This is a genomic window from Pseudotamlana agarivorans, assembly GCF_018860245.1.
Classification (GTDB): Bacteria; Bacteroidota; Bacteroidia; order Flavobacteriales; family Flavobacteriaceae; genus Pseudotamlana; species Pseudotamlana agarivorans_A.
Genome location: NZ_JAHKPD010000004.1, coordinates 1 through 14,504, shown reverse-complemented (window position 1 = coordinate 14,504; position 14,504 = coordinate 1). Strand labels below are relative to the sequence as shown.

General features: G+C 36.2%; 9 protein-coding genes. 6 read left to right on the top strand and 3 right to left on the bottom strand.

Features of this window, described 5'->3' with window-relative positions:
• Positions 1-271 precede the first annotated feature (271 nt).
• Genes KO493_RS00780 through KO493_RS00770 form a run of 3 tightly spaced genes read left to right on the top strand, consistent with a single transcriptional unit; the run spans position 272 to position 7,340 of the window.
• On the top strand, positions 272-2,722 hold the full coding sequence (locus tag KO493_RS00780; RefSeq protein WP_216066054.1) for an AAA family ATPase: 2,451 nt from the start codon (positions 272-274) through the stop codon (positions 2,720-2,722).
• Positions 2,723-2,759: 37 nt separating this feature from the next.
• On the top strand, positions 2,760-5,882 hold the full coding sequence (locus tag KO493_RS00775; protein ID WP_216066053.1) for a carboxypeptidase regulatory-like domain-containing protein: 3,123 nt from the start codon (positions 2,760-2,762) through the stop codon (positions 5,880-5,882).
• Positions 5,883-5,894: 12 nt separating this feature from the next.
• Positions 5,895-7,340, top strand: a complete 1,446-nt coding sequence (locus KO493_RS00770; protein WP_216066052.1) for a DUF5689 domain-containing protein — start codon at positions 5,895-5,897, stop codon at positions 7,338-7,340.
• A gap of 92 nt (positions 7,341-7,432) precedes the next feature.
• On the opposite strand, the gene KO493_RS00765 is transcribed toward KO493_RS00770, so the two are convergent.
• Both KO493_RS00765 and KO493_RS00760 read right to left on the bottom strand, forming a co-directional pair.
• On the bottom strand, positions 7,433-8,728 hold the full coding sequence (locus KO493_RS00765; RefSeq protein ID WP_216066051.1) for a DUF5458 family protein: 1,296 nt from the start codon (positions 8,726-8,728) through the stop codon (positions 7,433-7,435).
• Between the two features lies 1 nt (position 8,729).
• On the bottom strand, positions 8,730-9,188 hold the full coding sequence (locus tag KO493_RS00760; protein WP_216066050.1) for a type VI secretion system contractile sheath small subunit: 459 nt from the start codon (positions 9,186-9,188) through the stop codon (positions 8,730-8,732).
• Between the two features lie 599 nt (positions 9,189-9,787).
• Here KO493_RS00760 and KO493_RS00755 point away from each other — a divergent pair.
• The 3 genes from KO493_RS00755 (at position 9,788) to KO493_RS00745 (ending at position 13,066) form a co-directional block, all read left to right on the top strand.
• Positions 9,788-11,209, top strand: a complete 1,422-nt coding sequence (locus KO493_RS00755) for an L-serine ammonia-lyase (RefSeq protein ID WP_216066049.1) — start codon at positions 9,788-9,790, stop codon at positions 11,207-11,209.
• Between the two features lie 167 nt (positions 11,210-11,376).
• Positions 11,377-12,195, top strand: coding sequence for a 3-methyl-2-oxobutanoate hydroxymethyltransferase (gene panB, locus KO493_RS00750; RefSeq protein ID WP_216066048.1), 819 nt, complete (start codon positions 11,377-11,379; stop codon positions 12,193-12,195).
• 166 nt (positions 12,196-12,361) lie between these two features.
• Positions 12,362-13,066: an RluA family pseudouridine synthase gene (locus KO493_RS00745; RefSeq protein WP_216066047.1), complete on the top strand. Its 705-nt coding sequence runs from the start codon at positions 12,362-12,364 to the stop codon at positions 13,064-13,066.
• Positions 13,067-13,228: 162 nt separating this feature from the next.
• Here the strand turns inward: KO493_RS00745 and KO493_RS00740 are convergent, their stop codons facing one another.
• A complete protein-coding gene (locus KO493_RS00740; RefSeq protein WP_216066046.1) occupies positions 13,229-14,047 on the bottom strand; it encodes a sensor histidine kinase in 819 nt (272 codons plus the stop codon).
• Between the last annotated feature and the right edge of the window lie 457 nt (positions 14,048-14,504).

Sequence of the window (14,504 nt, the reverse complement as noted above, 5' to 3'; positions counted from 1 at the left end):
TTTTGTGGTAAATACTACCTGATTAAATATATATAACGGCATAAAAGCCAAGCACAAAACTATAAAAAATTACAAGTTTTGCAAGAATTTTATTTCATTATATGTAAATAAATACTTAACATTCTGGTATTCAATAAGTAGGAAAAACATTTCATATGTAGGATTTTATAATTATAATATATAGGGTTAATTCTTACAAATTAATCTTACATTTGGCAAATTTTAATTTTTAATTCATCAAAATAAAGGTGAATATTAATCATTTATATACATGCCAGAACTCGATAAAGTCATCCATATCGCCACCCAGATTGCTAAGGAATATCAGCATGAAAACTATGGACCTGTTCACTTAATAAAAGCACTGTTACACAAAGATTTTTCAATTTTCAGATTGTTATTTAATCATGATATTGATGTATACTTTATCGAAGAATGGGCCACTGTCCATTTAGAAAACTATCCCAAACGTTCAAATCTTAACCATACCGTTTTAGCTGATAGTCAAGCGCTAACGCTATTAGAAGAAGCCGAAGACTTAAACCTTACGCTAACCACCGATAACCATCCACTCCTACCAATTTTTATTGCCGCGATAACACCGGGAATAGGTTTTAGTTTTGACCAACTAAAATCCTTACCGCTTACGCACACACAACTCATGGCTCTTTTTAATGAAAAGTTAGCCCCAAATCATAAGAATAAATCTGAATTAGAACCGCTAACAAATACCAACAACCTAACTACATATACAAAAAACTTAGTTTTGGATGCTTCAGAAGGTGCTTACGATTTTATAATTGGTCGTGATCGCGAGATCAAACAGGTTTCTGAAATTTTAAACAGAAAATCGAAACCGCATGTTATTATTATAGGGGAATCTGGTGTTGGAAAAACAGCTTTTATAAAATGCTTTGCAACTGCCATACACCACAAAACAATTGTAGATAGCTTGAAGTGTGCTAAGGTTTTCGAAATTAACACCGCAGCATTACTTTCTGCTGCAGCATATAAAGGGGAAATTGAAGACCGGTTAGTAAGTCTATTCAAAGATTCAAGACACTATGAAAAACCCATAATTTTTATTGATGATTTCCATACCCTTTTAGAAGATAAAACCACCAATAAAAGTATAATCAATACCATTAAATCGGAACTTAACACTGGTGGCATCACACTTATTACGGCAACAACTTCTGAAAACTACCGAAAACTCATTGCTATAGATGAAGCTCTAGAACGCCGTATGGAAACGGTTAATATTGAAGAACCCGGTGATCCACTAGCTTTTAAAATGATTAAAAATCATGCTGAAATTTATACCAAGCACCATGAGCTTAACATTTCAAATCATGCGATAAAAGAAATTATACGATTAGCGAAACGTTATTTAAAGGAAAAAAGTCTCCCCGACTCTGCCATAGACTTAATCGATAGAACCATGTCGGCTGTTAAAGTCTCAAAACAATCCCTTCCCAAAGAAATTACTGCTTTACAATTAGAATTTGAAGCCATTCAAAAAAAGCATACCGAAAACGCTAAAGCAAATACACTGGAAGCTCTTGATGCGTTTTACCTCAACCTCAGCCATAAAATTAGTCCTATTGTATTGGATCAATATTTAGAAGAAGATCATAAAAAGCATAAAACCTTAGAAGCCAAGACTATTCATATTCTTTCTGTATTAGAGAAAATTTATGTGCATTCCCAAAAAGACATCACAGCGATCACAGAAGGTGATTTAGCGGCCATGGTTTCTATTATAACAGGTATTCCTGCTGGAAAGGTGCAAACTCAAGAAAAAGCGCGCTTACTTGATATGGAAGCCATTCTAAGAAAACGGGTTATTGGTCAGGATTCGGCTATAAAAACCATTGCCGATGCCATAGTAGAATCGAGATCTGGTTTATCAAAATCTGGACAACCTATAGGCTCATTCTTTTTCTCTGGCCCAACAGGAACAGGTAAAACGGAACTTGCGAAATCCTTAGCCGAATTTTTATTTAACGATGAAAATGCCATCATTCGTTTTGATATGTCTGAGTTTAAAGAAGAACATTCCGCAGCGCTTTTATATGGTGCCCCTCCAGGATATGTGGGTTATGAAGAAGGTGGTGTTTTGGTAAATAAAATTCGACAAAAACCTTATTCTATTGTCCTTTTTGATGAAATTGAAAAAGCACATCAATCGGTTTTTGATGTCTTTCTACAAATTTTAGATGAAGGAAAACTACATGATCGTTTAGGCAAAGTAGGAGATTTTTCCAATGCCGTTATTTTATTCACTTCCAACATTGGTTCCGATTTTATTTCTAAAAGCATGAAAAATGGTAACATACCAACATCTCATCAACTTACTGAAATCATGGCCAATTATTTCCGTCCGGAGTTTTTAGGGCGCATTACTGAAATCGTTCCCTTCGCCCCTATTTCTGAAAATAATGCGGTTTCCATTTTCAATTTACACTTGCAAAAGGAACTGCTCAATACTGCCGAACAACTGGGCATTACCATAAATATTGATGATGACACTAGAAAACATTTGGCACTAAACGGTTTTTCTCCTGTCTATGGCGTTCGACCACTAAAAGGCGTGATTCGCGATCAACTTAAAAGACCATTGGCTAAAATGATCATTTCAGACACCATAAAACCACCACAAGTGGTCGAAGTCAAATTAGAAAATAATCTAGTTGCCTTTATTCCTCAGTCTTCATACTAATTTAATAACAAAACAAACCACATCTTAAAACCTACAAATGACAAGATTTTTTTACACCCTTTTGTTTGTGAGTATATTTTGCTCCAGCTGGTCACAAGAAGCTTCAATAAAAGGAAATATCATTAATAACACCACTAAAAAACCAGTTGTTAATGCGCTTGTACTTATTGAAAACAGCACAGTTAACCAAAAAACCAATGCGCTTGGAGCATTTATAATAGAAGAAAATGTCCCTCTAGGTAAAATAACAGTTGTTATTGAAATGCTGGGCTATTCCTCTCGAAAATTTGACATTAACATCCTGAAAGGCAAACAAGCGACTATAAAAAACATTAAACTATACCCTAAAAAAAAACCTAAAGCAAAAAAAGAAGACTTAACGCTGCTAACAGGAACCTCTCTCACAGGAATTATTATCCATAAACAAACAAGGGCTGTTATTCCAAATGCCAGAGTAAGTATTGTCGATGCTTACATGACCACTAAAACAGATGAAAATGGTAGGTTCGTTTTTAATGGTCAAGTACCCGATGGTCCTGTAGTACTAAAAGTATCTAAAGACGACTATACTACAAAAAAATACCATGTATTTATTAGTGCAGGAAAAATTACAAACATTGATGGCCTAACTTTAGGAAATGATCTTTATGATATAGAAAATCAACAAATAAACACCTTTGCAGAAGATCAATTGTACGATGGTGATCAAACCTTAACTAATAACGCCGCTTTTTACCAATCGTCAAGCACAACCTTTCTAAGAACAGCGTCTTATCAATTCAGTTCGGCTTTCTTCAAAGCACGAGGACAAGAATATTCAGAAGGCGATGTGCTCATTAATGGTGTGACTTATAACAGTCCGTTAAACGGTTCGGCAGACTGGAATGGTATTGGTGGCCTCGACGAGGCTCTTCAGGACAATAATTTAAGTTATGGTTTAGCATCCTCAAACTACAGTTTAGGTGGCAATTTAGGCGGTCTAAACATGAACACAAGAGCTTCAGCTCAAAGACAAGGCGGTAAAATTTCCTATTTGTCTGCAAACAGATACTACTCACATGGTGTCAATGTAACATATGCTACTGGAGTTTCAGCCAATGGGTTTTCGCTAGCTGTTTCAGCAACAAAAAGATCTGCTTTTAATGAAGGGTATTTTGACGGAACACCATACGACTCTAACGCCTTACTTATCAGTGCAGAAACGAGATTAAACAGTAGTAATTGGATTAATTTTACTGGTTTTTTCAATAGCACCAGTCGCAGCGGAAGATCTGCAAACACCAACGAAGTATTTCATCTAAAAAACCACAAATACAACAGTTATTGGGGCACGTTAAATGAGGATATTACAAATTCAAGAAAGCAGAAATTTTCACAACCTTATTTAATGTTGAACCATTATCTTAATGTTGGCGCCCGTGTTAAAGTACAAACAAACATTGCATATAATTTTGGAAGTAAATCAAGAAGTCAAATTGATTTTCAAGGAGCCAGTATCGATGGTGCAAACCAAATTACACCTTCAAATGGAAAAAATCCAGACCCCACATTTTACACAAAACTTCCTAGTTTCTTTCTAGCCGATGAAAACAACCCTGATTATAAAGGCGCTGTTTTGGCTCAACAATCATTCCAGCAATATGGACAAATTTACTGGGTTGAGCTATTTCAGCATAATATAAATAGTGGACTAAACACTTCAACATATACCCTATTTGATGACATCGTCGAACACTCTAATTTCAATGTCAATTCGATAGCGGATATTAGAATAACCAATTTATTCAGCCTAAATACTGCTTTCGGATATTCTAGTTACGTTACCAATCAATACGCAAAAATGGGTAATCTATTAGGTGGATCAGGGTATTTAGATGTAAATACGAGCGATGGTACAGGAGATATGATACAATCCGATTTATTGAATCCTTATAGAGTTGTTCAAGCCGATGAAACATTTAAGTACCATTATGCATTAAATCGAACGGCCTTTAATGGTTTTATCCAAGGTCAATACAAAAACGAACATTTTGATGCTTTTTTAGGGGCAGATATCACACATTCTAACAACTACAGAGTGGGCAAATATCAAAATGGTCGATCCCCTTATTTATCTTACGGAAAAGGGAACACTTACACGTTTTTAGATTACAATTTCAAAGGAGGTTTTAGTCTAAAACTAAATACGAAACATAAAATCAGCTTTCGAGCACTATATGGCAACAATGCGCCTATGTTAAACCAAATGTTTTTAAATGCAGCGGAAAGTGAGAACCCAAGAGATCTCCAGGGTATAACCACTATATCTGAAATCAACCAAGCTCCTGAATTGATAGAGATTAATCAATCTACTAACTTATCTTCAGAATTAAATTACACATATAGCAGTCCGAAATTCAATGCTCAAATAGCAGGTTATTTCAACATTCAATCGGATGGTATGTCAAACAGACCTTTTGCGGGTAATACCATTAACAACGCATCCTCTTCAACCATACAAGAAGTCCTTACCGGCATTGACAAAAGGTACATGGGCTTAGAGTTTGGTGCTTCATACAAAATTCATAAATCGCTAAGTATAAAAACAGCTGTGGCTATGGGTGATTTCATCTATACCAATAATCCTAATCTTCAGTATATCATGTCGGAAAGTGAAGTGGTTAATCTTAACGAGGTATTTTTACAAGATTATCATGTACCAAACACCCCTACTCAAGTATTTTCACTTGGTTTCGAGTACAGAGATGAAGACCATTGGTGGTTTGAAGTCATGGGTAACTATTTCGCCGACAACTATCTAGATATTAACCCCTATTTTAGAACCCGTGATTTCTTTTTGGACACAAACAATACCATTTTCTCCAATTACAATCCAGAATACGCTGCTATTCTATTAAAACAAAAAAGCCTTGAAAACTACCTCACTTTAAATCTTTTTGGTGGAAAATATTGGGAAATTAAAGAAAATCACATGGGTTTTAAGGCCGGCGTAAATAATGCCTTAGGTCAAAATCATGACATCGCAGGGTTCGAGACCCAAGGCCAATTAAAATACGACACCCTTTTAGAAGACGCTAAACGCCAACAACCTATTTATGGAAATCGTTTCTGGAAAGGCTATGGCGCCACCTATTTTGTAAACATATATTATAGATTTTAAATAAACATAACAATGAAAAACAACCTTTTAAAACCCATTATTGCCTTTTTTATTATCGCATCCACCGTTTATTCATGTGCGGAGGACGAAATTTCAATCCCCGATTTAGATAATGAAATTGAAGAAATTACCAACGATGGCATGGATGATGAAAAAGACGCAGAAATTACTAATTTCACGGTTACCGAACTGTCTCAAATAGTGCCTTTTTATAATGGAGATGTCATCGCTTTTGCCGATACCTCAATATTACCTGAAGCGTTAATGACCAAAGGATTTGTGATTTCTAATGACTCTAAAAAAAATATTAACCACGAAATTTACATTCAAGATAAAGCCCTGAATCCTACCGGTGGTGTTGTTATCGACGTGGCAGTTGATGATATTTACCGTACCCTTGGTGTAGGTCAAGAAATTCAAGTTAAACTGGCCGGTCTAGGCATGCAAAAAATTGGTAGCACCATTCATATTGGAACTTATGATAAAGTTAGTAAGTCAATAACCCCTATTTCTAGCGATCAATTTGATACGCATATTATTAAAACAGATATTACTGAAACCATAGTACCGAAAGTACTAACTATTCAACAGGCGCTAGAATCTACCGATCCTAATGCTTTAAATACCACCCTTCCAACAATTTTAGTAACTCTGGAAAACATCCAATTAAGGGAAGACCAATTAGGGAGTACTTATGCGGATGTGGACAATACAATTAGTGTGAATGGAAGCCATGTTATTAAAGCCTTGACTGATTGTGACTCTGGACTTTCAATCGATTTACAAAATAGTATCAGTTCAAATTTTAACTCTAGGGCATTTCCTAACGAACAAGGTACTATAACAGGCATACTTTCCTCGAACACCTTAATTATAAGAGAGATAGATGATATTGTTTTTGAAGAAACTAGGTGTGAAATCGTAGAAAATGTTTTAGATCCAGGAGTCCTACTTTCTGAAGATTTTCAGAGTATTTCAAAAATTGGCGAAATCATTTCCCTTAACGGATGGGAAAACATGAATATATCAAATCCTCAACTTCTAAAATTCTGGATTTCAAATATGACGGATACTGATGCTTTTGCAGAAATAGAACAAGGGGGCGCTACCACAAATTATGATGCTTGGTTAATTACAAAAGAAATAGAAATTGACCAAGTGCGTACATTAAAACTAACCTTCGATATTAACGTTCATAAACACAACAGTGATAATCTAAAACTATTTATAATTGATAATGTTACAGGAGATATCATTGATTTTGATGAAGCCAATGAAATTGAAGACGTCGTGCCTTTAAATAACACTGAAGGGTTTAATACTCAAGAATTAACCATCACGATTCCTGAAAATTTAGATCAATTTAGAATAGGTTTCAGATACAAAAAAGGCAGTACTGCTGCGACAACAGAGTATCAAATTGATAATATCATACTTACGGAAGATCCTGTTCAGTAATGGTATAAAAATTAAACCTCCTGTCTATTTAGATTAGGAGGTTTTTAGTTTATTAGTTAGAATAAGGTTTTTATTAGTGTGTCCTACAATCCCTACCCCTGCTCATAAGCCGCTTCCCATGTATTAGCTTTTCCAGAATCTCCAATTTTCCCATCCATACGAATTAAGAAATTTTTAGCAGGAAAATAAGGCTCCATGTGCAATTCCAAATGCACGCGGTCCTTTTGTTGTAAATCTTGCTCCAAACGTTTTATAGCAAAGCTTTCAATAAGTTTTTGTGGTCCCGTGTTGCGATCTAAAAAATCTACAATGTCTTGCATGAGTGCCCTACGGGTACGTACATTAAAGTTTTCAAAAGTTTTCCTATTAAAATAATCGATAAGCACCTTACTCACATAATCAAACACACGCACTACGGAGTACGTCTGTAAGCCTAAATTATCACCATTAAACAAGGTTTTTGCAGAAAAGGCTATAATCTCACCATTTTTATAAACCATAGGTATTAAACCAAGGCGTTCCAAAACGGCCAAGTCATTTTTCTTAAGATCAAAGCTTACACCTCCAACCCGACTTAAGGCTCCAAATTTAATACCTGCACTGGCTTGCGACATTTTATTACTGTAAATTTTCCCAGCTAAAGATGGCGATGGTGGCAGAAACAAATCATCAAGCTCTCTTATCGCGTCATATTTTCCGCGCCCCACTAGCCAATTACATGTCATAATCGTATTAGACAAGTAGGTATCTGCACGAACATGATCTATAGTCTCAAAAACCTCAACAACATCGTCTGGAGTGTCCAAATGCGCAAAATCGGTCACCAATAATACTTTATTGTCATGAGCAATTTTAGACCATTTATCTAAAACCATCGGACTTCCTAAATAGCCTGGAATCACTAAAAGCGCATAATGATCACACAAATCTAAACGATCGTAAGCATCAACAAAAGCATCACGAACGGCTTCAATAAATATCGGGTTATCTAAATCCTTCAGCTGATCTAAATCGGCATTAAGAATACTTAAATTATTTATTTTTTCAGCTTGAGCGTTTTCAAAAAATAAAGTCAGCCCCCTATAAGCAACCTCCAGATCCTTCGCTCGGTTTATAACACGCTTTAAGTTCTTTTGGTAAATACTTTCAGTGCAAATAATTTTCTCTTTTGTAGAAGCTACTAGATCTTCAAGTGCTTCATGACTTTCTAATACATCTTCCCACAAGTCTAAAGTTTGTAAAAGTTCCGCTCTAGTGGCTTGATTCTCACTTGAAGTTAGAAAATGTTGTTTCTCCAAAGGCTTTTCAGTATCCATATATTTCAAATTAGGAATAAGCGTTTCCAGAAATTTGAAATTGACTTCTTCTAAGTGTACGTTTTCAATCATGCTATTCGTAAGTGCTTTCAGGGTTGCCGCCCTTTAATTCTACTTTAACTGCTTTTAACCGCTGAAGAAGCATATTTTTAGAAGCACTATCCTGAAAAACCTGCTTTAGAGTCTCATCACTTTGCAGTGCCTTTAACATATCAAAATAGTTCATTTTTTTCTGTTCCAAATTATTAAAAAAAGGACTTCTTGAAGTGATATGGGATGGTTCGAAATCAGACAAATTCCTAAAATCTATCCTTTCCTTAACCTGCCTACCATTTAAATCTTCAAAAACCATATGAACATTTGGTTTATAATAATCAAAAACAGCTTGTGGAGTTTGTAGTCCTTCTACAACCTTAGGAAGTAGCGGCGCTAAATCTGTAAAATTCTGTACCAACAGTGTTCTATTTGGGGGTAATTCTTGAACCCCGTCTTTATGTTTAGCATCACGTTCTAAACCGTAACCTATCGCCATATGTTTTAAATTTTTAAACGCTAAATATAAGGCATTCGCAACATTAAATAAATATTTTCCTACTATTATAGTTAACTTTTCTGTAATAGAGCGAATGCGTTATAAAATTTAACTACAGCAGCACAACATTTAACTTTATATCAACATTACCTTCTGGAATATACATTTTACAAATTGCAGCTTTAAACAAAGCAATTAAGATTGTGAAGAAATAAGCAACTTAATAATTAACAGAATTTAGTATGAATTAAATTTTTAATACCATGTCAAATCGTAACCGAGTTGTCAGGCCGAGCGGAGTCGAGGTCTAATTCTTGACACCAAAACGTTCTCGACTGCGCTCTGAACTGACAATACTAAATTAATATTTATACAAAAGAGACTGTCTATGGAGTAACGAATCACGCCATTCTGAACTTGTTTCAGAATCTCATCATACTGATTACCAATCATTATGAGAACCTGAAACAAGTTCAGGTTGACGAAAGTTTTACTTTCTAGACAGTCTCTTTCTTTTTTCACAAATTTTACAAAACACAACAAATTTTACAGATTCAAATCACTCTAAAAAACAATATCTTTACAGAAATTCTTGCCCTATGGAATGTATTTCTGTGTTCGACATGCTTAAAATTGGTGTTGGTCCTTCTAGCTCCCATACTTTAGGCCCTTGGCGTGCTGCCGAACAATGGCTGGCCGAGCTAAAAAAAGACCATTTATTTGAAAACATAGACCGCATAAAAATTGATTTATACGGTTCCTTATCCCTAACTGGAAAAGGGCATGCCACAGACCTCGCGGTTATGTTAGGGCTAACTGGTGCTAACCCAGAAACCATGCCTACCGAAAATATCAATCAAATCATTGCAGATATTAAAAGCAGCAATACCCTAGCTTTAAACAATGAAAAAACGATAGAATTCAACCCGAGTACCGATATCGTATTCAATAAAAAGTTCCTGCCATTTCATGCTAACGGACTTACATTTTCAACAGTTATAAATGGTAAAAAACACCGCTCTACCTTCTACTCCATTGGTGGTGGATTTGTAGTGAAGGAAACCAAAAACAATTCAAAAAAGAATTTCGAAATAAAATGTAGTTTTCCTTATCCTGTCGATAAAGGCACCGAACTGCTTGCGTTTTGTAAAATCTGGAATAAATCCATTTCAGAAATAGTTTTAGAAAACGAAAAATCCATTCGTCGCGAAGAAGCCATTGACTTCGAATTAAAGCGCATTTGGGATACCATGCTTGAGAGTATGTATCTGGGCTGCCATACCGAAGGGAAACTTCCTGGTGGTTTAAACGTGCAACGTCGCGCCTTCGATATGCATAAAAACATAAAAGGCAGTGCACCTTACACAACGCCTGTCGAATGGATTTATTCCATCAGGCAAACCGAAGTCAAATTTCGTCAAATCCTAAAATGGGTGAGCTGTTTTGCTTTAGCGGTAAACGAAGTAAATGCCGCGCTAGGGCGTGTGGTTACAGCACCAACAAACGGAAGCGCAGGTGTGATTCCGTCGGTGCTCATGTACTATTTGGTTATCGAAAACCACGATGGTAATTTTGAAGACATCAAACGTTTTTTACTCGTTGCCGGCGAAATTGGCAGCATCTTTAAAAAAGGTGCGACCATAAGTGCCGCCATGGGAGGTTGTCAAGCCGAAATAGGTGTATCATCAGCCATGGCTGCTGGCGCTTTGTGTGAACTTCTTGGCGGATCACCCGAGCAAGTGCTTGTGGCTGCCGAAATTGCTATGGAACACCACCTGGGCCTTACCTGCGATCCTATTGGCGGCCTTGTACAAATCCCTTGTATCGAACGCAATGCCATGGGCGCCATAAAAGCCATTAATGCTGCCGAATTGGCTCTAGACACCAACCCCGACAACGTAAAAGTGCCTCTAGATAAAGTGGTTTCAACCATGTGGGAAACTGCCAAAGACATGAGCAGTAAATACAAAGAAACTAGTGAAGGTGGCCTAGCCGTGGGTGTTCATTTAACCGATTGTTAGCAGTATTTGGGCGCAACCACAAGGGTCGGGCTATACGCTGCAAGTCCGCGGTCGTGCCTCCCTGTGGGCTTTCCACTGCTATCCCTTGCGCGACGAGCTTTACCAAGAAAAGTTTAGCCATATCTGCTTAATTTAGTATTTTTACATTTCATAAAATTTATAGAAAAATGTCTACAGCAAAAAAAGAATACAAACGCGTTACCGTAAAAACATTGGTAGATATGAAAACCCGTGGTGAAAAAATATCGATGCTTACTGCATACGATTACACCATGGCCAAAATTGTTGACGGCGCTGGCGTTGATGTTATTTTAGTTGGAGACTCTGCAAGTAATGTCATGGCAGGTTACGAAACCACCTTGCCCATTACTTTAGATCATATGATTTACCACGCCTCTTCTGTAGTGCGTGCCGCAAATCGCGCCTTAATTGTAGTCGATTTACCTTTTGGAAGTTACCAAAGTGATCCTAAAGAAGCCCTGCGCTCTGCCATTAGAATCATGAAAGAAAGTCGTGCGCATTCTGTAAAACTAGAAGGTGGTAAAGAAATTAAAGAATCTATAAAACGTATCTTAAACGCCGGTATTCCTGTAATGGGGCATTTAGGTTTAACGCCGCAATCTATATATAAATTCGGAACCTATACCGTACGTGCCAAAGAGGAAGAAGAAGCCAAACGCCTTATCGCCGATGCTAAAATGCTTGAGCGTATTGGTTGTTATGCCATCGTTCTAGAAAAAATACCTGCAAGTTTAGCCAAAGAAGTTGCCGAAAGTGTGAGCATTCCAATTATAGGTATTGGTGCTGGACCAGATGTTGACGGACAAGTATTAGTCCTTCACGATATGTTAGGCATGACCCATGAATTTCATCCAAGATTTTTACGTCGCTATTTAAATTTATACGACGACATGACTTCGGCAATCGGACAATATGTTGATGATGTAAAAACTCAGGATTTCCCTAATGATGAGGAGAAGTATTAGTGGCTTTAGGCTTTAGGCTTTAGGCTTTAGGCTTTAGGCAAAAAAATAAATTGCCATAGGCTATATATTTTTGCAATAATAAATAATCATTAATAAATTTAAAATTGTTGTTGGTTTTCACACTTTTAACTTTTAACTTTTAACTTTTAACTTTTAATATCTAAAATTGACCGCCACCAAGCAACTTTCTAACAAAAATAACCTTCAAGTACTTTTCGAAGACAATCACATTATCATCGTTAACAAGCGTGCTGGCGATATTGTACAGGGCGATAAAACGGGCGACAAACCTTTAAGTGATGTCGTTAAAGAATACATAAAAGACAAATACAACAAACCTGGTAACGTGTATTTAGGCACCGTGCATCGATTAGACCGTCCAACAACGGGATTGGTTATTTTTGCAAAAACGAGCAAGGTTTTACCCAGGCTTAATAAATTATTCCTTTCAAAAGACATTCAAAAAACCTATTGGGCAGTGGTAAAAAATGCCCCCCCTAAAACGACAGATACCTTAACCCATTGGTTGGTAAAAAACAAAAAAAACAACAAGTCTAAAGCACATCGTAACGAAGTAACAGGCAGTAAAAAAGCAATTCTTCATTACGAAATGATTAAAAAACTAGACCGTTACTTTTTACTTGAAATCAATTTAGAAACCGGAAGGCATCATCAAATCCGTTCGCAATTAGCAACCATAGGCTGCGCCATAAAAGGCGATTTAAAATATGGTTTCGACCGCAGTAACAAAGACGCCAGCATCCATTTACACGCGAAACACATAGAGTTTGTTCATCCTGTAAAAAAAGAACCCATAGCCGTTGATGCACCTTTGCCAGACGACGTAATTTGGAAGGCGTGCGATAATTAGTTGTTAGTTGTTGGTTTTTAGTTTCTAGTTTCTAGTTTAAGGTTGTCTTTCCGACGTTAGCAGGTCATCCGTCAACAGTAAACAGTAAACAGTAAACAGTCAAAAGTCAAAGGTCAAAAGTCAACAGTCAACAGCCAATGGTCAAAAGTCAACAGTCAAAAGTCAACAGTCAAAAGGATAACGAATCATCAACTCCACACCATTTCCAGGTTCGCTATGAAGTTCAAGTTCAGCTTTTATAAGTTTCGCTCGACCTTTCATATTTATTAAGCCAGAACCTTTTTCTATTTTATTAATATCAAAGCCTTCACCATCATCAAAAGCCCTAACAACTAAAAGCTCGGGTTCATAATCTAAAATAATGTTTATATTTTTAGCCTTGGAGTATTTTACAGAGTTAGACAAAAATTCTTGAATAATTCTAAAAAGCACCACTTCATCCTTGCTTTTATTCATTGGTATTTGTTTACCAATAACATGTAATCTGGCTGTATCAAAACGCATTCTTTCAAGGCGATCGAGCTCATTTTTAATAGACTTTACAAAACCAGCATCTAAAACCACCTCACCATTTAAGCTTTTTGAAAGCGAACGTACTTCTGTTAAACTAGTTTTTAAAGAATCTTGTAATTCAGCAACATGGTGCTGAAATTCCTCGGGCATCTTCATTTTAATAGGTCCCATTTGTATATTGGCTAAAATGAGCATCTGCCCCACACTATCGTGTAACTCCCAACCTATATCTTTTAAAATTTGTTCTTGTGTTTCCGCTTTAGCGTTTGCTATTTCCGATTCTAAAGCTTGTTTTTGGCGCAGTTGTTCTTGAAGTAATTTGTTTTTTCGGATGTTAAACATCACAAAAAACGTGATAAACAGCATCATGATAATAGCAATAACGTTAACCATATAGATTAACAGATAACGCTCTGCAGAGGTACTTCCTAAACGTTCTCCAGCTTCGGTAATGACTATTAAGAGCATAAGTGTTTCATTTAACGTGTTTTGCTTAACTTTTTAAAAACATGTGGTTCTGCTGTAATATCGATTTAGTTATTTAGGGGTTTTAATAACGCTTGTAAATATATCGAATAAAAATGGTTATTATTAGTTGTTGGTTTTTAGTTGCTCATTATACTATTACACAGAGATACACAAAGATTTCACAGAGGAGCACAAAGAGTTTTCCTGACACAGATTACACAGATTATCACAGATTTTTTTTAGTTGGTGGTATTTTGACCAAAGACGGATGACCTTGAAATTGATTATTGACTAGTTATTATTGATTATTGACCGATCACGGCAAAATTGTTTAGTTGTGGAATTGTTTAATCGTGTAACCGACGTTAGAATAGCGAATTTTTAACTTTTCCTTTTTAATTTTTAATTGTTAAAACCTACGCTAGCGCTCGTTTTTACCTTAAATCCGTATGTTTTC

Bases quoted from the DNA above. Each gene is read 5' to 3' on its own strand.
- KO493_RS00755 (WP_216066049.1), top strand. From the start codon at position 9,788: ATGGAATGTATTTCTGTGTTCGACATGCTTAAAATTGGTGTTGGTCCT.
- KO493_RS00775 (WP_216066053.1), top strand. From the start codon at position 2,760: ATGACAAGATTTTTTTACACCCTTTTGTTTGTGAGTATATTTTGCTCC.
- KO493_RS00760 (WP_216066050.1), bottom strand. From the start codon at position 9,188: ATGGCGATAGGTTACGGTTTAGAACGTGATGCTAAACATAAAGACGGG.
- KO493_RS00780 (WP_216066054.1), top strand. From the start codon at position 272: ATGCCAGAACTCGATAAAGTCATCCATATCGCCACCCAGATTGCTAAG.
- KO493_RS00740 (WP_216066046.1), bottom strand. From the start codon at position 14,047: ATGCTCTTAATAGTCATTACCGAAGCTGGAGAACGTTTAGGAAGTACC.
- KO493_RS00765 (WP_216066051.1), bottom strand. From the start codon at position 8,728: ATGATTGAAAACGTACACTTAGAAGAAGTCAATTTCAAATTTCTGGAA.
- panB (WP_216066048.1), top strand. From the start codon at position 11,377: ATGTCTACAGCAAAAAAAGAATACAAACGCGTTACCGTAAAAACATTG.
- KO493_RS00770 (WP_216066052.1), top strand. From the start codon at position 5,895: ATGAAAAACAACCTTTTAAAACCCATTATTGCCTTTTTTATTATCGCA.